We start from the raw sequence: 21,837 nt of genomic DNA, 5'->3' as shown, positions 1-21,837 counted from the left end.
TGCGCCGCAAAGGTAGTATTTACAATTCATTAAAATAAGACTCTATGCAAACAGAAAAAGTTATAGACCATATCGTAAACTGGCTGAAAGACTATGCAATTAACGCTAACATAAGCGGCTTTGTTGTAGGAGTTAGCGGCGGTATTGACAGCGCGGTAACCTCAAGCCTTTGTGCCAAAACAGGACTACGCACTCTTTGTGTTGAGATGCCTATACACCAGCCACCCTCACACGTAACGCGAGCTCAAGAGCATATTGCACAGTTAAAAATGAGATTTGCTAATGTAAGCGATGTACGCGTTAATCTTACAGATACTTTTGAGTCACTTAAAAGCGCATTACCAGCTGCAGCAGATAGTGGTGAATTAAACCTTACACTCGCAAATACCAGGGCGCGATTAAGAATGAGCACGCTTTATTATTTTGCCGGTTTGCATAATTATCTTGTTGCCGGGACAGGAAATAAAGTAGAAGATTTTGGCGTAGGTTTTTATACTAAATATGGAGATGGCGGAGTAGATCTAAGCCCAATAGCAGATCTTATGAAATCTGAAGTTTATGAAATTGCTAAAGTGCTTGAAGTACCTAACAGCATTCATATCGCAAAACCTTCTGACGGGTTATGGGCAGATGACAGAAGTGATGAAGACCAAATAGGTGCAAGTTATGACGAGCTAGAATGGGCTATGACAATGGATCAATCTGGCAAAAAAGCATCAGACTTTTATGGTCGTGAGAGACAGGTTTTGGAAATCTTCAAGGTATTCAATACGTCAAATAAGCATAAAATGCTGCCAATACCAGTGTGCGAGATTCCATCTAATCTTAAATAACTATGCTTTTGTCCTTTATATTTACATAAACTAACCAAACATATCTTAAAAATTTGGTCGATTCTCAATAAACCAAATATATTTACACGAAAGTAGTAACACTAACCAATGACCAACCTTGCAATTGCAGATCATCATCCTATTATAAAAGAAGGGCTTCAGCACATTCTTAACAGGGAAGACTATACCATTGTTAACTTAATTGTTGACGGTGAAAATCTTATTGAACAATTAGCAAGCGAGGTGCCAGATCTTTTAATTCTAGAGATTGATCTTCCTAATTTATTAGGCTTATCTGCAATTAAAAAAATAAGACGTGAATTTCCCGGTATTAAAATTTTAATATTCAGCACCCATCCTGAAGAAATGTACGCGCTTAGCGCTATAAAATCAGGAGCTATGGGTTACGTAGGCAAATCATCAGATATTGAGGTCATCGTAAAAGCTATAGAGCAGGTTTGTAAAGGCGGTATTTACATCAATAATGACCTAACGCAAATGCTCTCTAATACGCATACGTCTACGTCAAATCTAGCTTACAAGTACAAAAAACTGTCGAGCAGAGAGATCGAGGTTCTCAATTTACTTTCTTCAGGTAAACGAAATAAAGACATTGCTGAAACTTTGAAGATAAACGAGAAAACGGTGAGTACTTATAAAACCAGACTGCTTAAGAAACTTGATGCAAGCAGCCTTGCAGAATTGATACAGCAAGCGAGACTTTTACAGACATCTGACCTATAAATAAGGCATAATTACCAGATTTCTCTTTTTAGCAATAAGAACTTCTAATTCCTTATAATCTCTTATTTCTTCAAGAACTTCTCTAGCAGAACCTGCTTGATTCTCTTTAATAGACTGCATTAACTCATGCATTTTGCCCTGTATTAAATAATGCCGCAGATTTAAAAGCGTTTGTATGGTCTCTATATCTGCATTGTCTTTAAGACTTTTTACATAGATCTCCTGCGTATCCCACCTGTGAAGCGTATGCTTTTCAACCTCTAGAATAATAGAAGATATTTGCTCGGTTTCTTTAAGCATTCCCTCCCCTTTCCATTGATCTACGCGTATATCGCCCTCACCGCGGTTTAAAAGATCTATCAATATGTAATATATTTTCTGAAATTCAGGATTTGCAAATTCTACTTCATCTTCCTGTAGATCGAGATATATCTTTTCATAAATAAGCAATTCTCTCTTTACATCCTGCTCTACTAACTTCCCATCCTTATCAGTTTCAATGGCTATGTCATCAAAAATGATGGGGTCTTTAGCATAAAGCGTAAGCAATTTTATGATATTCTGCTCTAGCTCAAACTGTCTCTGAAATTTCTCTGCCGGGGCTTTCTCAACCACTTTCATGGCCGGCTTAGCTTTTTCAGATTTTGGTGGTACGCCTTTTTTATCCTTGTTGCGTATTTGTGCTAACGTATCAAATAGTACAGCCTCCTTTATATCCATAATGCGGGCGCACTCCTGTACATACACCTCACGCTTGATCACATCTGGGATTTTTGAGATACTCTCTACCATATCTCTAATAAGACCGGCTTTTTTTACAGGATCACCTTTTGCTTCTTCTACAAGCAACGAGGCTTTGTACTGTATAAAATCTTTAGCATTCTCTTCAAGGTATTCTTTAACTTCGGGCAGTGTATGCTTTCGCGAAAAGCTATCAGGATCTTCCCCTTGAGGAAAAGAACAAACCTTTACGTTCATCCCTTCTTCCAGAATGAGGTCAATACCTCGTAATGATGCTCGCTGTCCCGCTGCATCCCCATCAAATAAAACAGTGATATTTGGCGTAAGCCGGTTGATTAAACGTATCTGGTCTGGCGTTAGAGCCGTTCCGGAAGATGCTACAACGTTCTCTACACCTAATTGATGCATTTGTATTACATCTGTATAACCTTCTACCAGGAAACAGTTATCTTCTTTTGCGATTGATTGTTTTGCATGGTAAATACCGTACAGTACTTTGCTTTTATGGTAAATATCACTTTCCGGACTATTGAGATATTTTGCTGCTTTCTTGTCGCTTGTTAAAATACGCCCACCGAAGCCTAAAATCCGCCCAGATAGTGACTGAATCGGGAACATAACTCGACCTTTAAAACGATCAAACTGCTTTTCTTCTTTTACAATTGTAAGTCCGGTTTTTTCAAGAAATTCTAATTTGTATCCTTTTCGTATCGCTTCGCTCGTAAAAGCATCCCACGTATCTGGGGAATAACCAAGTTGGAATTTTTCTATAGTTTCGCTCGTAAAACCTCTTTCTTTAAAGTAGCTCAGGCCAATTGCCTTGCCGGCTTCTGTGTTTAAAAGAGTTTTATGAAAATAATCTTTTGCAAACTCGCTCACCACATATAAACTCTCGCGTGCATCTGCTAATTCTTTCTGCTCATCTGTTTGCTCTGTTTCTTCTATCTCAATATTGTACTTTCTAGCAAGATATTTTATGGCTTCAGGATACGTAAAATGCTCATGCTCCATTAAAAAAGCAACAGCATTACCTCCTTTTCCACTTGAGAAATCCTTCCAGATCTGTTTTACAGGAGACACCATAAAACTAGGTGTGCGCTCATCACTAAACGGACTCAAACCTTTAAAGTTACTTCCTGACTTTTTAAGCTGAACAAAATCACCTATCACCTCCTCAACACGAGCGGCGTCAAATACATTATCTATAGTGGTTTTTGAGATCAAAAAATCTGCTATTTAAGGAATTTTGAAATGTAGTAGTTTCTGCAAAAATAACATTAACGCGTGACATTAAATAGAAAATTTGAAATAGAAGAGACCTATAAGTAAATCAGGGATTAGAGAAGTTAGTATTTAAAAAAACCTACAAGGTTTTTAAAACCTTGCAGGTTCTATATATTGAAGTTCAATCACTATTCTACAACTATCCTATTAAAAGAATTAATTTCATAAATATTTGACATGGAGTATATGTCACTAATTTTAGCTTTTAAACCGGAGGAGATCTTCATGCAACAGTCTTACTAATACCCATAAAAAACCTACAAGGTTTCTAAACCTTGCAGGTTTGTATAATTCCCCCTTTGGGGGCCAGGGGGCTAATCTACATCAAATCTCACACCTAGAGAGACATTATGCTGCTCTGTAGGATTATCTTTAAAAATAGTATTAAGATCGTATTTCGCATAAAGTGCAATCTCGCCCCAGGCCACATAACCACTAAGACCATAAATAAGATTATTAGTGTTGTAATTGCGTTTTAGCTTGTCTTTTTGATTATTTCCGTTTTCCTCGTATTTCAGTTTTTGAATGGTCAACAGGTTTAAACCTGCATAACCACCAAGCCCAATTTTAAACTTGTCCTGCGTAGAATACCTAAAATAATCGTCATGTTCTATTTTTTTAGAAGGCCCAAACTCAAAGTGAACAGGAAAAACCAGATTATCCATTCTCAACTTAGCCTTATCAAGATTATACGGAAATGTCTCCAGCACCGTTTGATCACCCTGCTCTACCAGATATTGATTGTCATCTATTTTTAACCCATTAAACTGAAACGAAAAACCATATTTAAAACGCAACCAGTTTGAATTGTCGAAAACACGAGTTTTCCAGGCCCAGCCTAATTCAAAAAAGCGGCTTCCTCCTATTTTGTATGGAGAATCATCAAGCGATTGCCCTTTAATGATCGCGTTATTAAAACCTACCCCCATCACAAGCGTAGAATATGTACGGCGGTCGTACACCCTTTTTATTTTGACCTCGTTACCATCGTTGTCTTTAAATTCAAAAAAGTGATCTTTCCCAAAGATGCGTAGCGTAAAACTGCTATTTTTATTTTCGTCCAGATCTGCATTGCGCTTGTACAGATCAATTTGCTTGTCAAGAATAGTTAATTGATCTTCTATATTTCTAGCGTGTCTTTCTGCGGCTTCTTTTTTAAGATCTCTCGCCTCTGCGAAACCTATCTCTCCTTCATCCAGCCTTTTGTTTATAGCTTCTACTTCGCTTTTTAACTGCTCACGCTCGCTGTCACGTATTTCTTGTTTTTTCGCTTCAAGCTGTTCTATTTTTTCCTTTACAGGAACTTCCTGCGCATTTAAATTTTGGCCAATGAGTGACATGGTCGCCATAATGGCGAGAATAATAATGTTCTTCATAATGATTGTTTTTTGCTTCCTGATCGAGAAGATCTGGAAATGATTGATTGATGAATGAATCTCCTTTTTACAATTGATTCTACTAATTATTACGATCTGCAACGGCCTCGCGTGCTTTATAGAATCCGTCTTTTAGCGCTTCAAAGACTTTATCTCTAAATGAGCGGTCGAGTTCCTGCTCTACATCCATAAGGAGTGCGTTTGCATCGACCTTGCGGGTTTGTTCGTCATAAATACGTTCTTTATAAATTTCTTCTTCGGCCTGTTTTAACAAAGCGTCTATTTCTGCATCTGTCACGGCGGTATTCTGCTCTTCTAAGGCATTATACTTTTGTAGAAGTTCATTAACCTTAGTATTGATCGCCGGTTGTACTTCATTAATCACTTCTTCTTTGGGCGAATTACTATTCTCTGCTATTTCTGATTTTTGCTCAGTTTTAACCGGTTTTTGCTCTTTAAAAGCGATTTTTTCCGGAGTAACCGGTAATTGTCTGGAATCTACAGGTTTATTTATTTCTTCTTTTTTTACTTCTACAACTTGTTCTTTTGATTTACTTTCTTCAACTAATTCTGTCTTATCGTTTTCTATAGATTCTGCCTCAATCGGAGTTTCTACAAGCACTGGCGTGTCAATCGCATTATCTTCTTTTAAAAGAAATAAAACGCCTGCGCCAATAATCCCAATAAAGCAAGCCGCAGCTAATATTCGGCCATAATTAACCGATTTTTGCTCTTTTTTAGCGGTTTTTAAACCACTTTCTATAGCATCCCAGCTTTTAGCACTGGGTTTTATAGTGCGCCCATCTAACTTCTCTTTTATATTTTCTTCAAACTTCATCGGTGCCATAGTAATAGCTGTTAGATTCTTTTAACCTCAATATTTTTAACTTATTCATTCACCTCTTTTGCTCGCACATCAAAAACCTTGATTTTTTGCTGAAGCATTTTCCGCGCTTTAAACAGTTGAGATTTTGAAGTATTTTCTGAGATATTTAAAATTTCTGCGATCTCAGTGTGTTTATATCCTTCTACCGCAAACATTACAAAAACCGCCCGGTAGCCTTCTGGCAAACTATCAATCAGCTGTTGTATGTGCTCAACTTCAAGTGTGCTGTCTACATTATTGTAAACGGCTCCTGTTTTCTCAACTTCGTAATCGCTGAACTTGATCTTGTTCTGCTGCCGTAAATAAGAAATTGACTCTCTTACCATGATCTTGCGCACCCAACCTTCAAAACTGCCTTCATGCTTGTAACTTTCTAAGTGCTTAAACACTTTTAAAAATCCGTTGCACATAGCCTCTTCTGCTTGTTGCAAGTCTGCAATATATTGCCTGCAAACGCTGAGCATTCTCCCGGCATGCTTCTCATATAATTTACGTTGCGCTTCTCTATCCTCACGAATAGCTTTACGTATGAGCTGTTTTTCATTATGAATGATAGAGATAACTTTCACGCGAGATGGTTTTTAAAAAACGCTTTCAATTATATAGACGCACCATTTTTAAAAAAGGTTGCCTGAGGTGGTAATTTTTTTTGAAAGTACTAAAAATATTTTGGGCTTATGATTCTCCTTTTGCAGCGAAAAGAGAAATAGGTAAAGCGTGCCTCTAATTATAAAAGACGGAATCAGGAATTTTCTTGCCTTACTCCACCCAGTTATTCAATTCATATTTTCTTCTCCATTTACTATCAACTCGTTCTAGAATAAGAGTTTTGCCTTCGCTGCCTTGAGCTAGCATTATATAAGCCAGATTTTTTTCTTTGTTGAAGATCGGAATGCTGAATTTGACAACACTATAGTTTGCTGTTTCTGCATTTAAGCTATCTACCATTTTCAAAATTAAATTATCGGGAACTCCCTTTTGAACCAGTCCTTTTAGATCAAATATTCTAAATCCAAAATCAGCTAGTCTATCCAAATCCAATTTTGCGTTATTAATCCTTTGTTGGTTGACAAAAGTAGTATCCATTATGTGCAGCGTATCAGCTATAAATTTAGTTAGGCTAATAGTTTTTTCTGAATTTTTAGGATCTCTTGGTAAAATAGGCGGCATCATATAGCCGCTACCAAAATTTGAAATTAGTTGTTTTCTGGACATTAAAATTTTCAGATCGGTTGTATCAGACAGGATTTCATTTAAAAATTCAAGTTTGAATTCATCTGATATTTCAGGAAGTGCTTTCTCCTTCTCACAAGAATAAAAGATTAAAACTGCAATTATTAAAATTACTTTTCTCAAAGGAGTACAATTATATTTTATTTCGCTTAAAGCGAAAAGCTATCCCAGTGATTCTTATTTCTTACGGTCTATGACATAATTGACCATAAGCTCAAGCGAGTCGCGATAAACTGAAGGTGGATATTTAGCGAGCATAAGAAGTGCTTCCTGCTGAAGTTCTTTCATCTTGGTAACTGCATAATCAAGACCGCCCTTATCTTTTACAAAAGCGATAACCTCATTGACACGCTTTTTATCTTTATTGTGATTCTTCACAGAATTGATAAGCCAGGATTTCTCTTTAGGAGTGCTATTATTAATCGCATAAATGAGCGGAAGCGTCATTTTTTGCTCCTTAATATCGATGCCTGTGGGTTTACCTATTTTCTCCTGACCGTAATCAAAAAGATCATCTTTTATCTGAAAGGCAAGGCCTATGAGTTCACCAAACTTGCGCATGTGCTTTATATCTCCTTTACCGCTATGTATAGCGGCGGCGCCCATAGCACAACAAGCAGCAATAAGTGTTGCAGTTTTCTGGCGTATGATCTCAAAGTAGATTTCTTCTGTAATATCGAGGCGGCGTGCTTTTTCTATTTGCAGCAGTTCGCCTTCACTCATTTCGCGTACAGCGACAGAAATTATGGCAAGCAGATCAAAATCTTCATTATCGATGGAAAGTAAAAGCCCCTTAGAAAGTAGAAAATCACCCACCAGAACTGCGATTTTGTTCTTCCAAAGTGCATTTAGTGAAAAGAAACCTCTGCGTCTATAGCTCTCATCAACCACATCATCGTGCACCAAAGTGGCGGTGTGAATAAGCTCTATCACAGATGCGCCCCGATACGTGCGATCATTGATCACTTCGCCGCCCAGCATTTTAGCAACGAGAAACACAAACATGGGTCGCATTTGCTTCCCTTTTCTGTTTACAATATAATGTGTGATGCGGTTAAGCAGCGGCACTTTAGACTTCATAGCAAGGGAGAACTTTTGTTCAAAAAGTTCCATCTCATGCGCTATGGGCTGCTTAATCTGTTCTACTACTTTCATACAGGCCGTAAATATAGCCTAAATAGCGGAAATGTTAAATGATGTATTATGCGCCTTTGTTTGCAAGCTGGCCACAAGCGGCATCTATATCTTTACCACGAGAGCGGCGCACGGTGGCAGTTATTCCTTTTTCTTCAAGTCTGGAAACATACCTGTCTATTGCAGAAGCGTCTGCCTGCTGAAACATACCATCATCTATAGGGTTGTATTCTATAAGATTCACCTTACTTGGCACCGCGAGACAGAAATCTATTAAAGCCTCAATATCCTGATAACGGTCATTTATACCGTCCCAAATCACATATTCATAGGTGATCTTTTTACCGGTTTTTGCATACCAGTAAATAAGAGCTTCTTTTAGATCTTTTAAAGGCATTTGCTCATTAAAAGGCATGATCTCTGTACGCACCTCATCAAGGGCTGAGTGCAAAGAAACAGCAAGGTTAAATTTTACCTCGTCATCTGCCATTTTTTTAATGATCTTAGGCACCCCTGAAGTTGAAACGGTTATACGCTTAGGAGACATACCCAGCCCACCATCTGCAGAAGTGATCTTATCTATTGCCGCCACAACATTTTTGTAGTTCATCAGGGGCTCTCCCATGCCCATAAAAACAATATTAGACAACGGGCGGTCATGGTATAAACGGCTTTGTCTGTCTATTGCAACCACCTGATCAAAAATCTCATCAGGATTTAAGTTACGCATGCGTTTAAGTCGTGCTGTAGCGCAGAATTTACAATTTAAGCTGCAACCCACTTGCGAAGAAACACAGGCTGTCGTACGGGATTTTGTAGGGATAAGTACAGATTCTACAATAAGATTATCGTGCAGCTTTACGGCATTTTTAATTGTACCGTCATTGCTGCGCTGCATGTGATCTACTTTTATATGATTGATCACAAAATGCTCATCAAGAAAAGCGCGTGTTTCTTTTGAGAGATTGGTCATATCATCAAAGCTGTGCGCTCCTTTATTCCATAACCACTCGTATACCTGATTACCTCTAAAGGCTTTTTCTCCTTTACTTGTAAAGTATTCTCTTAGCTGTTCTCTTGTAAGTGAACGTATGTCTTTTTTTGTCTGTACCACGCGGCAAAGTTACCAATTTATTCTCAGCGGTTTATTATTCTAATTATTGAGTGCTGAGACCGATTTTTGATGATTTTAGTCCGATTTTTAGTTATTCCTGACAGATTTTTTTTTCGTGTAAACGAAATATCAAAAATGTACTGAAATGTGAATAGAAATAAAAAATCCCCAATTAGTACTAACCGGGGATTTTAATATTATTTGAAATGCTATTAAAGAATAAGCATCGCGTCACCGTACGTGTAGAATTTATAACCTTCTTTTACAGCTTCGTCATATGCTCTCTTCATGAAATCATGACCTGCAAATGCAGAAACCATCATCAACAATGTTGATTTAGGTGTGTGGAAGTTTGTTACCATACAGTTTGCAATACTAAAGTCATATGGAGGGAATATGAACTTATTAGTCCACCCGCCAAATTCATTTAAAGTATGATTAGAGCTTACCGCACTTTCTAAAACACGCATTACAGTTGTACCAACTGCACAAATTCTGCGTCTTTCACCTATCGCTTTATTGATAACTGCAGTTGCATCTTTTTTAATATAAGCCTCTTCGCTATCCATTTTGTGCTTAGACAGATCTTCTACCTCAACAGGGCTAAAAGTTCCTAAACCTACGTGAAGAGTAACTTCGGCAAAATCTACACCTTTAATTTCTAAACGCTTTAATAAGTGCTTAGAGAAGTGTAAACCGGCAGTAGGAGCCGCTACAGCGCCTTCTTCTTTAGCATAAATAGTTTGATAACGCTCTGCATCATCTGGTTCTACTTCACGCTTAATGTATTTAGGTAATGGTGTCTCACCAAGTTCTGTGAGCTTATTTCTAAACTCTTCATAAGAACCATCATATAGAAAACGCAATGTTCTACCTCTTGATGTTGTATTATCTATAACCTCAGCTACCAGACTCTCATCATCGCCAAAGTAAAGCTTGTTACCTATTCTTATTTTACGTGCAGGGTCTACAAGAACGTCCCAAAGTCTGGTTTCAGAGTTAAGTTCGCGAAGAAGGAACACTTCAATACGCGCACCTGTTTTTTCTTTGTTACCGTATAAACGTGCAGGAAAAACCTTAGTATTATTAAGCACCATCACATCATTGGGCTCAAAATAATCTATAAGATCTTTAAAATGTTTGTGCTCAATGGTTTGAGTCTTGCGATTAAGAACCATCAATCTGGCTTCATCCCTGTTTTCAGCAGGGTACTCGGCCAATAATTCTTTCGGCAAGTCAAAATTAAAATGTGAAAGTTTCATTCCCATGGAATTCAGTTTTATGTATTTAAAAAAGAGTGCAAATATACAATCTCAAGGTAGGCCTTGTCAAGTAAATAACGGTTTAATTTATAAAGCCTCTAAACTGTGGTGATCTCAAAGCCTAAAGAAGTAAAATCATTCCAGAAATCAGGGTATGATTTATTTACAACCTCAGCATCTTCAAAAAGTATAGGCATCTTAAGCGCAAGAGGCGCAAAGGCCATTGCCATACGATGATCCTGATACGTTTTTATCGTTATATCTGGATTGTAGACTTTTGCCGGCTCAAGGTGCAATGAATCTTTTGTTACACCCAATTGTGCTCCCAATTTAGAAAGTTCTGTATGCAGAGCTAAAAGCCTGTCTGTTTCTTTTATTTTTAAAGTATGTAAACCGGTAAGATTACAACCTACACCCAGCCCATAACAAGTTACAGCGATTGTTTGAGCAATATCCGGACTGTTAGAAAGATCAAAACTAACGGCCTGTAATGGGGCGTTTTCTACCTTTTCTAAGGTGATTTTATGGTCACTAAAGGTGGTTTTTACCCCCAACTTTTCATAAAAGTGCGCCAGGCTGGCATCACCCTGAAGACTATTTTCTTTGTAGCTGGATAAGGTAATTTTCGCTTTTCGCGAAAGCGCCACCAGACTATAATAATAAGAAGCACTACTCCAGTCTGACTCGACGACCAGCGTTTGCTTATCTACAGTATCCTGATGAAATATCTCAATAACATCTCCCTGAAAGCTGCTTTTTACACCTATTTGCGTAAGCAAAGCACGCGTCATCTCTATATACGGCACAGAAGTGGTTTTGCCCAGCAGTTCTATTTTTAAACCATTAGGAAGTTTAGCGCCCACCATCATAAGTGCAGAAATGTACTGGCTGCTTACATGCGCCTCCAGTTTCACCTCGCTTTTTTCAAGGCGTTTTCCTTTTATAAGCAATGGCGCATAACCTTCTTTGTTTTGATAGCTAATATCTGCCCCTAATCTGCGTAATGCGTCTACCAGAATACCTATAGGTCGCTCCTGCATACGTGAGCTTCCTGTAAGAATTGTTTCTCTACCCTCATAAGCAGCAAAGTATGCAGTTAAGAAACGCATGGCGGTCCCGGCGTGATGCACATCTACAATCTTATCATGAGAAGCCAATGCTTTTTGCATAACCTGGCTGTCATCACTATTTGATAAGTTCTTTATTTTAATATTACCAAACAACGCCTGAAGAATAAGCAGGCGGTTTGATTCACTTTTTGACCCTGTAACGGTGATATTACCATCAATCTGGGGGTTTTCTTTAAATACTTTGAGCTTCATGTCTGGTAGGAATACGGTGCGAAATTACTTTAATTTTTCGTTACCGTGATGTCTATCGTGGTCCCGCTTTGTCTTTAAATCAAGTTTTTTATCGAAAGCTTCCTGCAGATCAATTCCGGTCTGGTTTGCAAGACAAAGCACAACAAACATGACATCTGCCAGTTCTTCACCTAAATCTTTGTTTTTATCGCTTTCTTTTTCGCTTTGCTCACCATAACGTCTGGCGATAATACGGGCTACTTCCCCCACTTCTTCTGTAAGTTGCGCCATATTAGTAAGTTCGTTAAAGTAGCGAACGCCGTGCTCTTTTATCCAGTTATCTACAGCCAGCTGGGCATCATTTATTCTCATGGTGTGATTTTTACCAAAACTACTTTTTCATTTTCTTTTTCTACTAATTGACGGTAAAATTCTTTTAAACTTAAGAATACTGAAGAAATTTTAACCCAATTGCTTTTTGCCAAAAGAATATCACTCTGCTTAAACCTTTGTAAGAACTATTTTTTCCTGCTCTTTTTTAACCCTTTGGTTGTAAAACTCTTTTAATGAAGCATAATCTGCAGGTTCTATAAGGACTTTGTTGATTACAAACCGAGCAATAACATTCACGTAGCCATTTTGATTTGTTATGTTATATAAAAAAGTACCCAGACCATTTGGCAAAGCTACGTTTAGCGGCTCAGGGATAGATTCAACCTTATAATTGTCTGGGTATTTTAGATTGACAATCTTGCTCAAACTAAACGGATGCACAAAGTCAACAGGATATTGACGCTCTTCTAATGTGAAAGGACTTGCGTTAAGGGCCGTGTACAATAATGGAGTAAAATATAGTTTGTCACCTATAATATCTGCTCCATGCCCTATTTCAAAATTATACGTTTCGATCACAGGAGAATCTAATTCATCTATATTCTCAATTGAGAGGTCATAAACTTCTGCGAGATTATTCTCATCTGCCTTTTGGGTTGCGAGAGTTTCAGGTTCTTTATTAGCATTTTCTCTTCTGTAATTTAACGCGTCTAAAGCCATAAAACGGGTACTACTTTTCCCGATAATTGCCCCATTTTGGTCGATTTCTGCACTAATAAGTGTGTTTTTATGTGCCGGAACATCAGAATACAGCTCTACTTCTTCAGATGCTCCGTTTTTATTAATTAATCTCCCCTTCCAGTTATAAACCCTGGCGGGTAAAAGATTAGGAACGCTAAATTTTTCTGTAGCGTCAAGCAAAATCAATTCCCCATTTAACCGTACCGAAGCGATTACATAATTATATCCCTCACGTGTGGGAAACATTGGGAAACCGTTATCTCTTGTACTTATTAAAACCGGATTTGCATCTAGCCCAACTTCTCTAAGTAAAGCTGTCAACATTAAATTAATTTCAGCAGAATTCCCTGAGCCTTTGTCATAGGCCTTAGACAGATCCTCTTCTACATATTTACGCTTATCGCCATTCCAGGTCATATGCTCTTTGATAAAATCAAAGGCAATTTGCAGCCGTTCTGTGAGTTTTACTGATTGATTATTAATGCGGTCATAATCATTTTTTAAAAAGCGTGGTTTTACAAGCTGCTCACCAAAATTTTCTGACTCAAAAATAGATTTCGCAACATCTTCCCAGGTACTGGCATATTTCTTTTCTTTACCGCTGGCGTTCTTAACAGACTGGAGTTCATAAACAATTTTAAACTGATAGTTTTCAATATTGTTCACATAGGGCTCTTCATGCAAAGCAGGAATATGCTGCATCTCAAAGTCACTTATTAATTCTGAAAAGTTCATCACCCCACTATTTGTGCGCATTGTAGAACCACCATAAGCACCCTCCTGCGCCCAGCTTACAGACATAGAGCGCTTTTTCAAATGGTCTTTAGGCTCAATTTCAAAATAACCTTTTCTTAATCGGTTAAATGTAAAAAAAGGCGGAATTCGAACTTTAAAAGTCACGTTGTCTACAGGTATCTTCTCCTGAAAAATGAGATCATCTATTTTAAAAAAGGGTGAAATTAACTTGTACTTATATTCTATTACAGAGCCTACTTTAACGTTAGGCAAAGCTAGTGAAATGGTTGTCCAGTGCTCATTATTCTCTTCTTCAAAAATACCCTCTTCATCGAGGTCTGTTTTAACAATCCTTTCATCTTCAAGGTTAAAAGTAAGAGCCTCTATTTTGCGCACTTCTTCTTCAGCACTACCGTCGTTATAAAAACTAATCTTTTGAGTAGCGTAGTCTAGCCCTTCTTTGTTCAAAATTTTAATACGTTCCTGTACTTCACTAACAATGATCCACCCATCTGAAGAATCATATTCAAAATAGGTTTCTCTACCGCGATGAAGAATTACTGCAGAAGCTGTAGAATCATCAGGATAGGTTGCTAATCTTAATTCTTCTTTTGAGACTTTACCATAATTATAATTTTGAGCTTGTCCCCAATTGTAAAAAAGAATTACTGCTATTAGTAATATTAGTTTCATACTGCTTTTTTAAGTTTTAACCAGAACAACTTTCTCATTTTCTTTAATCAGCCGTTGATTGTAAAAATCTTTTATAACGGCATAATCTTCGGCAGGAAACTGAGGCTTATTTAAGGTAAATCTCACCATAACATTAAGTAAATTTCCAGAAGATGTTGTGGTAAAGAAATAGGTTCCCAAACCATTAGGCAAAGCCATCTTAACTGCTTCAGGAGCTGTTTCTACCGTATAACCTTCTGGTAGTTTTAAGTTAACTGATATAGCATGCACAAAAGTTTCCTGATCTACAGGATATGAACGCGTCTCACGGTTATACGGGTTTTCACCTAATTTAAGAAAAAGTAAAGGTGCCATGTACATTTTATCGCCCACCACACTTACAGCCTGAGGTATCTCAAAATCATACGTTTCTAGTAAAAATTCTTCTGAATCTTCTTTATTCTCTATTTTAAAATTATGTGTATAGTCAAGTAGTTCTTGAGGTACAATTGCGTTTGTATAGTTTTCTAATGATTGTCCTTCTATTGATTTACGTGCTTCTAAAGCTTCAAGCCCCGTATATTTATGTGATATACTTCCGGTTAAAACACCATCAGCAGTAAGCTCACCGCGCAATAAATAGTTTTGACCAGAGTGATTGTTATATAGATTTATTTCTGTAGAAGTACCATCAGGCTTTATCATCCTTCCTTGCCCGCTATAAGCTCTGGCAGGCAATACATTTAATGCAGACATAGGCTCTGTAGCATCAAGCAGGAACGTTTTACCATTTAGTTTTACTAAAGCTATTACATAATCATAAGCGCGAAGAGAAGGAAAATTAGTTATACCGTGCTGTCTGGTGCTTAGTAAAACCGGGTGTGCATCAAAACCACAAGCATTTAAAAAGGCAATAAGATTAAGGTTTACACCTGCTACATTTCCTGTACGCGAAGTATAACTTTCTTCCAGATCTTTTTTTGCCCAATAACTTCTCTTACCATTCCAAGTTATACGATGTTTTACAAATTCAAAGGCTTTTTTTAAGCGATTTAAGGTATCTCCCTCCTGAGATATAAGTTGTTTTGCATCATTCTCTAAATACCGAACAGATTGCAGTTGCTTCCCAAATTCTTCATCTTCAAAAATCATTTTGGTTACATCCTGCCATGTTTTAGAATAGACAGTTTCTTTTCCTTTTAAACTGGTACTGCTTTCAAGTTCATACAAAACCTGCAGCTTATAATCATCTATATTATTAACATACTTCTCGTGTGTAAGAGCAGGTACATTATTAGCCTCAAACTGCGAGATTAGTTCTTTAAAATATAAAGTCCCCAGATTTTCTGATTGCTTTTTGTGCTTAAAATCCAGATTAATTGCGTCATTGATTTTTAAACTTCTTTCCCCTATGTGTTCTTTAAAATCTATATCGTATAACCCCCTTTTAACTATTTTATACAAGAAAAACTGAGGTGTGCTTATCGTAGCGTAATAATGTTTTAAGGGAATGTCCTGCTGTAATTTGAGCGGAACTAAACTCGATATAAAGGGCGCATAAATAGTATACTTCCACTCTATTATATCACCTACTTTCACGTTAGGCATCGTCCAGGTATAAAAATCGTAATCATCAGATTCTGAATACTCAAAAACACCTTCATCCTGCAGCGGGTATTTTTTTACCTCTCCATTTTCAAGTGTGTAGGTGAATCCTTCCAGTTCGTTAATTTTTATTCTGTCTTTATGATTTTTGTATGCTTTTAATCTATTAGTAGCATAATCAAGACCTTCTTTAGAAAGTATTTTAATGCGCTCATGCATATCTGTAATTACAACCCATCCCTGCGAAGCGCTGTAATCAAAATATGTGTTTCGGCTCCTGTCTAAAATTACCGCTGAAGCGGAAGAATCTGCCCTATAAGTTGCTAATTCTAATTCTTCTTTAGACCCTTTCTCTAATTCATAATCCTGCGCAAAAGAATGAAAACAGCATAGGAAGGTAATAGCTACAATTAGCTGCATCAGGGTATATTCATAATGAGAAATTAATTAGGAAAACTAGACTTTGGTCAAAACCACCTTTTCATTTTCTTTAGCTATCACTATATCATAGAATTTCTTAATATCCTGGTAATAATCAGGGCCAATAAGTGGCGTATTGATGGCTAATTCTATAGACAGCTGTATTTTTGAAGCCACTTGAGAAATACGGTATACAAAGCTTCCCATATCGTCTGATAAGCTTACCGCCGCACTCTCTGGCAAACTCTCTATTTGATATCCTTCTGGAATATCGATGCTTATAATGTATTTGTTTTTTCTGGTGTAAACATAGTCAATAGGATATGTTCTTTCTTCTGCCGTAAACGGATTCTCCAGCGTCGCCAAATAAAACATGGGAGAGAAATACACTTTACCTCCTATTTGCTCCAGACTTTCGGTCTCAAAATCATAGTTTAACATCACCGGCTTGTACAATGTCTCCAGATTATCTGCCTCAACATCATGTAATTCTACACCTGTATAGTTCTCTTCTAGTTTCAGCCTCATCTCATCTTCATCTGCAGTAGCAAATCGTATTCTTTGAGCCAGAGCAAAATGACCTTCATACTTGTTATTTGCTTTACCCATTGCATTTAGCTGATCATCTATATTAACAGAGAGCAGGGTGCTTTGCATGGCCGGTTTGCTAGGGTAGAGATTTACCCATTTTGATGTACCGTCTTCTCGTATAAGACGACCATTCCAGTTAAGAAGCTCTTCTTCCATAAGGTTAACTTCTCCTCTTTTGTTTGTGGCATCCATAAGAGTAAGTATACCATTTACTTCCGCGCCAGCGATAACGTAATTAAAGCCTTCACGAGTAGGAAAAATAGGTATGCCGTGATTTTTTGTGCTTAGTATTACCGGGTTTGCATCAATACCAGCATAGCGCAGCATCGCAACAAGCATAAGATTAATGTCTGCACTGTTACCAGATCCTTTTTTATAAGCGCTTCTTACGCCTTCATCTGTATACATACCAAAATATGAGTTCCACGCCATTTTGTTTTTTACAAACTCAAATACTTTGATCATCTTCTCATTTATACTCGAAGTATTTGCAAGTAAAGCATCTATATCGTCTTCAAAAAAGCTCTTGATTTTTAACTCATCACCAAAATTGGGTGATTCATAAATACTTTTAGAAACCGCTTCCCAAGTGGTACTTTTATAATCTACAGACTGTCTGGGATATTTGGTGTAAGCCAATTCAAACTTTAAAGCAGACATATAATTTTCTACATTACCACAGTATACTTCTTCTTTTAATGCAGGAACGTCTTCAACTTCTATAATATAAATTGTTTCTTTTAGATCCAGTTCTTCTGTAGAAGTATTACCTATTGCACTTCTTGTGTCCAGAAAATCTCGTGTATATCTAAAAGAAAGTTTTCTGTTATTGATCTCTTCATCAATTTTAATTGGCAACCATCCTTTTTGATGCATTTTATAGCCTAAATATTCTATCGTTGCAAATCGTATGGAAGATTTATTAATTGGTATTTTCTCCTGTAATCTCAACTCATTTATATTACCTATAAAGGGTGTCTTGAGTGTATATTTAAATTCAAAAACAGAGCCGTCCTGCACATCTGGCATTGTAAACTTCTTAACCTCTACATTCTTGCTGCGTTCTTCATCAAAAATACCATCATTTCGCAGTTTTGATTCTTTTATTTTACCATCTACCAGATTGTATGTAACCCCCTTTAAACCTCTTACTTCTTCCTTAGCTCCACCAGAGCCTTGATATTGACCTAAAAAACGGGTCGCCCAGTCATAACCTTCTTTATTGTAGATTTTCACACGCTCATAAACATCTGACAAGAGAAAAAAGCCTAATTCCTGATCGTATTCAAACTTTGAGCGCTCTTCATGATATAAGATAGCCGCATTAGCGTCTGCATCTAAAGGGTGTTGTGTTTCTGCCAATTCTTCTTTAGAAACTTTGCCATACCTAAAGTCCTGGCTATAGCCTATTAGTAAATTAAAAAAGAATAGAATAATGAGTAGTTTTTTGTGCATACTAAGACTTTTTTCTAATTAATAATTTGAGGTTATCATAGCGTGCTATCTGCTTGCAATAGTCACGATATTTTTTATAGAGTTCTGGACCATACTCACCTTCATTAACTATCTCTTTACGGTAGTACACCAGCTTACCTGCATCATCAAGTTTTACTTCTGCATGATAACTGCCAAATTCATTTTCTTCATCAAGAGCTTCAGGGAGAGCTGCTGCAGTGTACCCTTCAGGCAGCTTATATTCAAATGTATCTTCACTAATACTGCCCCGCATTAAAATGAAATTTGTTAATCTGTCTCTATAGCGTGGCGGTATATTTTTGCTACTACCGCTAAAAGCATTAGCCTTTAGAAGAATCTCATCGTTAACAAGGTCTGCGTAATTTTTAATGGTAAAATTCATATCCTCTTCAAAGGCCACATTTTCCTTGTCATTATCAAGTTCTATTTCAGAAAGTTCGAGACTGCTTACCTGGCTCCATTGGTCTAAATAATTCTCTTTTATTTCCTTTTCGCTCTGTGACTTCATATACATTTTATCACCATAAAAGATACCATGAGAAGTCATACTCAGCTGGCCTGTAACATTGCCATCATTTGCCAGATCAAGTGAAACGTGAGTAATGTGATTGTTAGAAACCCCGTCATATTTTGTCGTTTTTGCCATCACGCCACCTTCATCTGTCATCATTAAAACTTCACGATCATCAGTAAAATCACCTAAATAACCAAATGGCGTAACCTGACTTGTACATTCCAGCCAAACCAAATCTTCTTTCTCTGCCAGGTCTACAGCAAGAATTGCATGATTACCTTGTACAGCCACAAGATCTGGATCTAAAGATCGCTTTTCTTCTCCTGCATAGAGCACCGTGTAATAAGAAGGGATATCAACTGCCTGAAGCAGGTTTTTAGTATAATTAGTCAATGCTTTACAATCACCATAACCAAGCCTGTCAACTTCTGATGCTTTCATAGGCTTCCAGCCACCTATGCCTACCTGCACGCTTATATAACGCACTTTATCCTGCACAAACTGATAGATTTTTTTGGCTTTAGCCAAATCTGTGGTTTCATTTGCCACCATCGCTCGTACTGCGGTAACCGTTTCTTGTGGAAGGTCATTACATTCCTGCAACAGATTATTTGTCATCCAGGAACCAAAGCTTTGCCAACTATCTGCTACACCCGGCACACCTTCAAGATAAAAGTTGTTTAAAGCACATTTTACGTAAGGCATATGATCTGTAAATGCAGGTGAAAGATATTCTCGCTTTACAGCAGGAATATTTTGAGCGGTCCACGCTATATGTCCTGGCTTTTCGGTCTTTTCTATCTTATAATCGCCAAAATTGACCTCCTTTACAGCTAGCTTATCTGCGGGGTCATAAATTATCTCATACTTAGAATATTGCGTGCTGCTGCCATAATCACCTATTGGCAACCAGCCAGGTATAAAAGCTGTTGTTTCAGACTTAACTTCAGACTCAAAAACTATCGTATAAGGATATGAGGTAGGCGTGTAATCAAGATGCAATACGCGAGAATCTGCAAATAGAGTTCCGCCAGATACAGCACTAACATCTTTAAAATCTCGTTTTTTGAATTTTTCCTGTTCCTGACCCAATAGGTCATAAACAGTAGCGCTTATGTCGCGTACGTTTGTATTGTCATCGTAGTAAACATAGGCATCTACATCAGAATTTCCTTTTTTATTGAGCACGGTTATGACTCGATAATTCTTCCAGATTAAATATCTGGGATCAGAAACATCTAGTGTAATTAACTCATTGCGCAAAACGCTGTCTGCGTTTTCTTTTAATTGCTTTGGCACTGTGAGAGGAGAAAAATCAGCGTCCTGGGCAATACAAACAAATCCTACCAAAAAGAGGATTTGGGATAGAATATATTTCATAAAAAAATGTGAACAGGGCTAATATAAGAATAAATTATAAAAAACGAATTTACTCTCTGTTTTTACTATCAATAATTATAGTTACGGGACCGTTATTAACAAGTGAAACTTGCATATCTGCCCCGAAAATCCCCGTTTTTACCCGATTTTTCACCGCTATAGAAAGGTTTTCAACAAATTTCTCATAAAGAGGAATTGCAACATCTGGTCTAGCTGCATTTATAAATGAAGGCCGATTACCTTTCTTTGTACTGGCATGAAGTGTGAATTGACTTATTAAAAGAATCTCTCCATTTACATCAAGAATAGATTTATTCATCAAGCCCTGCTCATCGCTAAAAACCCGCAGACCGGTAATTTTGCGCACGAGCCAGTCAATATCATCAGTTGTATCTTTAGTTTCAATACCTAAAAGAATTAAAAATCCGGTTTTAATTGCCCCGTTAACTTTACCTTCTATTGTGACTGACGCTTCACTAACTCGTTGTACTACTACACGCATAATTATTGACCCGTATCGTAAATATCGCGGCGGTAATTCTCTTCCTCACCTTCTAATATTTGCACATAGCTTTTGTAGCGCGACCAGAATAATTGGTCATTTTCCAGAGCATCTTTTACGGCACAATGTGGTTCTTCAAGATGCAGGCAATTGTTGAATTTGCAGTTTTCTTTAAGCGCAAAAAATTCTGGGAAGTAATCGCCTAATTCCTCTTTTGCAATATCAACTACGCCAAAACCTTTAATTCCCGGCGTGTCTATGATTCTGGCGTCAAAACTAAGATCAAACATCTCGGCAAAAGTAGTAGTATGTTGACCCTGCATATGCTGATCGCTTATTTCTTTAGTCTTTAGATCTAGAGCCGGCTCAATAGCATTCACCAGAGTAGATTTACCTACACCACTATGACCAGAAAACATGCTGGTCTTACCCTGCATCATCTCGCGCACCTGATCTACATTTTTACCCGTGGTAGCAGATATCCCCACACATGTATAACCTATCTCGCGATACATCTCTGCAAGAAATTTAACTTCAGCTTTTTCTTCAAGTGTATAGGTGTCTATTTTGTTAAAAAGCAGGATCGCTTCAATGTGATACGCCTCTGCAGTTACCAGAAAACGATCAATAAACGTCGTGAAGGTAGGCGGGTTATTAAGCGTCACCAGCAGAAAAGCAATATCAACATTAGCTGCTATGATATGCGTTTGCTTAGAAAGGTTAACAGATTTACGTATCACATAATTCTCCCGTTCTCGTATATTTTTAATGACACCGGTGACGGCATCGCTGGTTTCTTCAAGCTCAAAATCAACCACATCGCCTACAGCCACAGGGTTTGTACTTTTTATTCCGCGCATGCGAAATTTACCTTTAATACGACAATCGTAAAAACGGCCGCTTTCATTCTTTACTGTGTACCAGCTTCCTGTTGATTTGTAGACGGTTCCCTTCAAATTT

At 37.5% G+C, this 21,837-nt stretch carries 18 protein-coding genes; 2 read left to right on the top strand and 16 right to left on the bottom strand.

Going from position 1 to position 21,837, the window contains the following annotated elements; translation table 11 throughout:
- Positions 1-44: 44 nt before the first annotated feature.
- A complete protein-coding gene (nadE, locus tag ACH3PA_RS10695; RefSeq protein WP_416444410.1) occupies positions 45-833 on the top strand; it encodes an NAD(+) synthase in 789 nt (262 codons plus the stop codon).
- A gap of 108 nt (positions 834-941) precedes the next feature.
- Positions 942-1,577 carry a response regulator gene (locus ACH3PA_RS10690; RefSeq protein WP_416444412.1) on the top strand — a complete coding sequence of 212 codons (636 nt, stop codon included), beginning with the start codon at positions 942-944 and terminating at the stop codon, positions 1,575-1,577.
- Here ACH3PA_RS10690 and dnaG read toward each other — a convergent pair.
- From dnaG to rsgA, 16 genes are all read right to left on the bottom strand, one after another.
- Positions 1,572-3,542: a DNA primase gene (dnaG, locus tag ACH3PA_RS10685; protein ID WP_416444414.1), complete on the bottom strand. Its 1,971-nt coding sequence runs from the start codon at positions 3,540-3,542 to the stop codon at positions 1,572-1,574. The genes ACH3PA_RS10690 and dnaG overlap by 6 nt on opposite strands.
- A gap of 374 nt (positions 3,543-3,916) precedes the next feature.
- On the bottom strand, positions 3,917-4,978 hold the full coding sequence (locus ACH3PA_RS10680) for a hypothetical protein (protein WP_416444416.1): 1,062 nt from the start codon (positions 4,976-4,978) through the stop codon (positions 3,917-3,919).
- Positions 4,979-5,060: 82 nt separating this feature from the next.
- A complete protein-coding gene (locus ACH3PA_RS10675) occupies positions 5,061-5,825 on the bottom strand; it encodes a hypothetical protein (protein ID WP_416444418.1) in 765 nt (254 codons plus the stop codon).
- Between the two features lie 41 nt (positions 5,826-5,866).
- Positions 5,867-6,433, bottom strand: coding sequence for an RNA polymerase sigma factor (locus tag ACH3PA_RS10670; protein ID WP_416444420.1), 567 nt, complete (start codon positions 6,431-6,433; stop codon positions 5,867-5,869).
- Positions 6,434-6,623: 190 nt separating this feature from the next.
- On the bottom strand, positions 6,624-7,220 hold the full coding sequence (locus ACH3PA_RS10665; RefSeq protein WP_416444422.1) for a hypothetical protein: 597 nt from the start codon (positions 7,218-7,220) through the stop codon (positions 6,624-6,626).
- A 54-nt stretch (positions 7,221-7,274) separates the two neighbouring features.
- On the bottom strand, positions 7,275-8,252 hold the full coding sequence (locus ACH3PA_RS10660; protein ID WP_416444424.1) for a polyprenyl synthetase family protein: 978 nt from the start codon (positions 8,250-8,252) through the stop codon (positions 7,275-7,277).
- 46 nt (positions 8,253-8,298) lie between these two features.
- On the bottom strand, positions 8,299-9,345 hold the full coding sequence (gene rlmN / locus ACH3PA_RS10655; protein WP_416444426.1) for a 23S rRNA (adenine(2503)-C(2))-methyltransferase RlmN: 1,047 nt from the start codon (positions 9,343-9,345) through the stop codon (positions 8,299-8,301).
- A 212-nt stretch (positions 9,346-9,557) separates the two neighbouring features.
- Entirely contained in the window at positions 9,558-10,607 is a 1,050-nt protein-coding gene (queA, locus tag ACH3PA_RS10650) for a tRNA preQ1(34) S-adenosylmethionine ribosyltransferase-isomerase QueA (protein ID WP_416446618.1), read from the bottom strand.
- Positions 10,608-10,705: 98 nt separating this feature from the next.
- Positions 10,706-11,929 carry a 3-phosphoshikimate 1-carboxyvinyltransferase gene (locus ACH3PA_RS10645; protein ID WP_416444428.1) on the bottom strand — a complete coding sequence of 408 codons (1,224 nt, stop codon included), beginning with the start codon at positions 11,927-11,929 and terminating at the stop codon, positions 10,706-10,708.
- 24 nt (positions 11,930-11,953) lie between these two features.
- Positions 11,954-12,280: a nucleotide pyrophosphohydrolase gene (locus ACH3PA_RS10640; RefSeq protein ID WP_416444430.1), complete on the bottom strand. Its 327-nt coding sequence runs from the start codon at positions 12,278-12,280 to the stop codon at positions 11,954-11,956.
- A gap of 129 nt (positions 12,281-12,409) precedes the next feature.
- Positions 12,410-14,410, bottom strand: a complete 2,001-nt coding sequence (locus tag ACH3PA_RS10635) for a DUF3857 domain-containing protein (protein ID WP_416444432.1) — start codon at positions 14,408-14,410, stop codon at positions 12,410-12,412.
- A gap of 9 nt (positions 14,411-14,419) precedes the next feature.
- Entirely contained in the window at positions 14,420-16,414 is a 1,995-nt protein-coding gene (locus ACH3PA_RS10630; protein WP_416444434.1) for a DUF3857 domain-containing protein, read from the bottom strand.
- Positions 16,415-16,450: 36 nt separating this feature from the next.
- On the bottom strand, positions 16,451-18,460 hold the full coding sequence (locus ACH3PA_RS10625) for a transglutaminase domain-containing protein (protein ID WP_416444436.1): 2,010 nt from the start codon (positions 18,458-18,460) through the stop codon (positions 16,451-16,453).
- A 1-nt stretch (position 18,461) separates the two neighbouring features.
- Positions 18,462-20,375 (bottom strand): DUF3857 domain-containing protein, encoded by a 1,914-nt coding sequence (locus ACH3PA_RS10620; protein WP_416444438.1) that lies wholly within the window; start codon positions 20,373-20,375, stop codon positions 18,462-18,464.
- 49 nt (positions 20,376-20,424) lie between these two features.
- Entirely contained in the window at positions 20,425-20,877 is a 453-nt protein-coding gene (gene dtd / locus ACH3PA_RS10615; protein ID WP_416444440.1) for a D-aminoacyl-tRNA deacylase, read from the bottom strand.
- 2 nt (positions 20,878-20,879) lie between these two features.
- On the bottom strand, positions 20,880-21,833 hold the full coding sequence (rsgA, locus tag ACH3PA_RS10610) for a ribosome small subunit-dependent GTPase A (protein ID WP_416444442.1): 954 nt from the start codon (positions 21,831-21,833) through the stop codon (positions 20,880-20,882).
- Positions 21,834-21,837: the final 4 nt, after the last annotated feature.

This window comes from Leeuwenhoekiella sp. A2 (genome assembly GCF_047946655.1).
In the GTDB taxonomy this organism is placed as follows: Bacteria; Bacteroidota; Bacteroidia; order Flavobacteriales; family Flavobacteriaceae; genus Leeuwenhoekiella.
The sequence above is the reverse complement of the archived record's forward strand: the minus strand, read 5'-3'. Positions and strand labels throughout refer to the sequence as shown.

Coding starts and splice junctions, on each gene's coding strand:
- nadE (WP_416444410.1), top strand. CDS start 45: ATGCAAACAGAAAAAGTTATAGACCATATCGTAAACTGGCTGAAAGAC.
- ACH3PA_RS10690 (WP_416444412.1), top strand. CDS start 942: ATGACCAACCTTGCAATTGCAGATCATCATCCTATTATAAAAGAAGGG.
- ACH3PA_RS10680 (WP_416444416.1), bottom strand. CDS start 4,978: ATGAAGAACATTATTATTCTCGCCATTATGGCGACCATGTCACTCATT.
- ACH3PA_RS10675 (WP_416444418.1), bottom strand. CDS start 5,825: ATGGCACCGATGAAGTTTGAAGAAAATATAAAAGAGAAGTTAGATGGG.
- ACH3PA_RS10660 (WP_416444424.1), bottom strand. CDS start 8,252: ATGAAAGTAGTAGAACAGATTAAGCAGCCCATAGCGCATGAGATGGAA.
- queA (WP_416446618.1), bottom strand. CDS start 10,607: ATGAAACTTTCACATTTTAATTTTGACTTGCCGAAAGAATTATTGGCC.
- ACH3PA_RS10645 (WP_416444428.1), bottom strand. CDS start 11,929: ATGAAGCTCAAAGTATTTAAAGAAAACCCCCAGATTGATGGTAATATC.
- ACH3PA_RS10640 (WP_416444430.1), bottom strand. CDS start 12,280: ATGAGAATAAATGATGCCCAGCTGGCTGTAGATAACTGGATAAAAGAG.
- ACH3PA_RS10635 (WP_416444432.1), bottom strand. CDS start 14,410: ATGAAACTAATATTACTAATAGCAGTAATTCTTTTTTACAATTGGGGA.
- ACH3PA_RS10630 (WP_416444434.1), bottom strand. CDS start 16,414: ATGCAGCTAATTGTAGCTATTACCTTCCTATGCTGTTTTCATTCTTTT.
- ACH3PA_RS10625 (WP_416444436.1), bottom strand. CDS start 18,460: ATGCACAAAAAACTACTCATTATTCTATTCTTTTTTAATTTACTAATA.
- ACH3PA_RS10620 (WP_416444438.1), bottom strand. CDS start 20,375: ATGAAATATATTCTATCCCAAATCCTCTTTTTGGTAGGATTTGTTTGT.
- dtd (WP_416444440.1), bottom strand. CDS start 20,877: ATGCGTGTAGTAGTACAACGAGTTAGTGAAGCGTCAGTCACAATAGAA.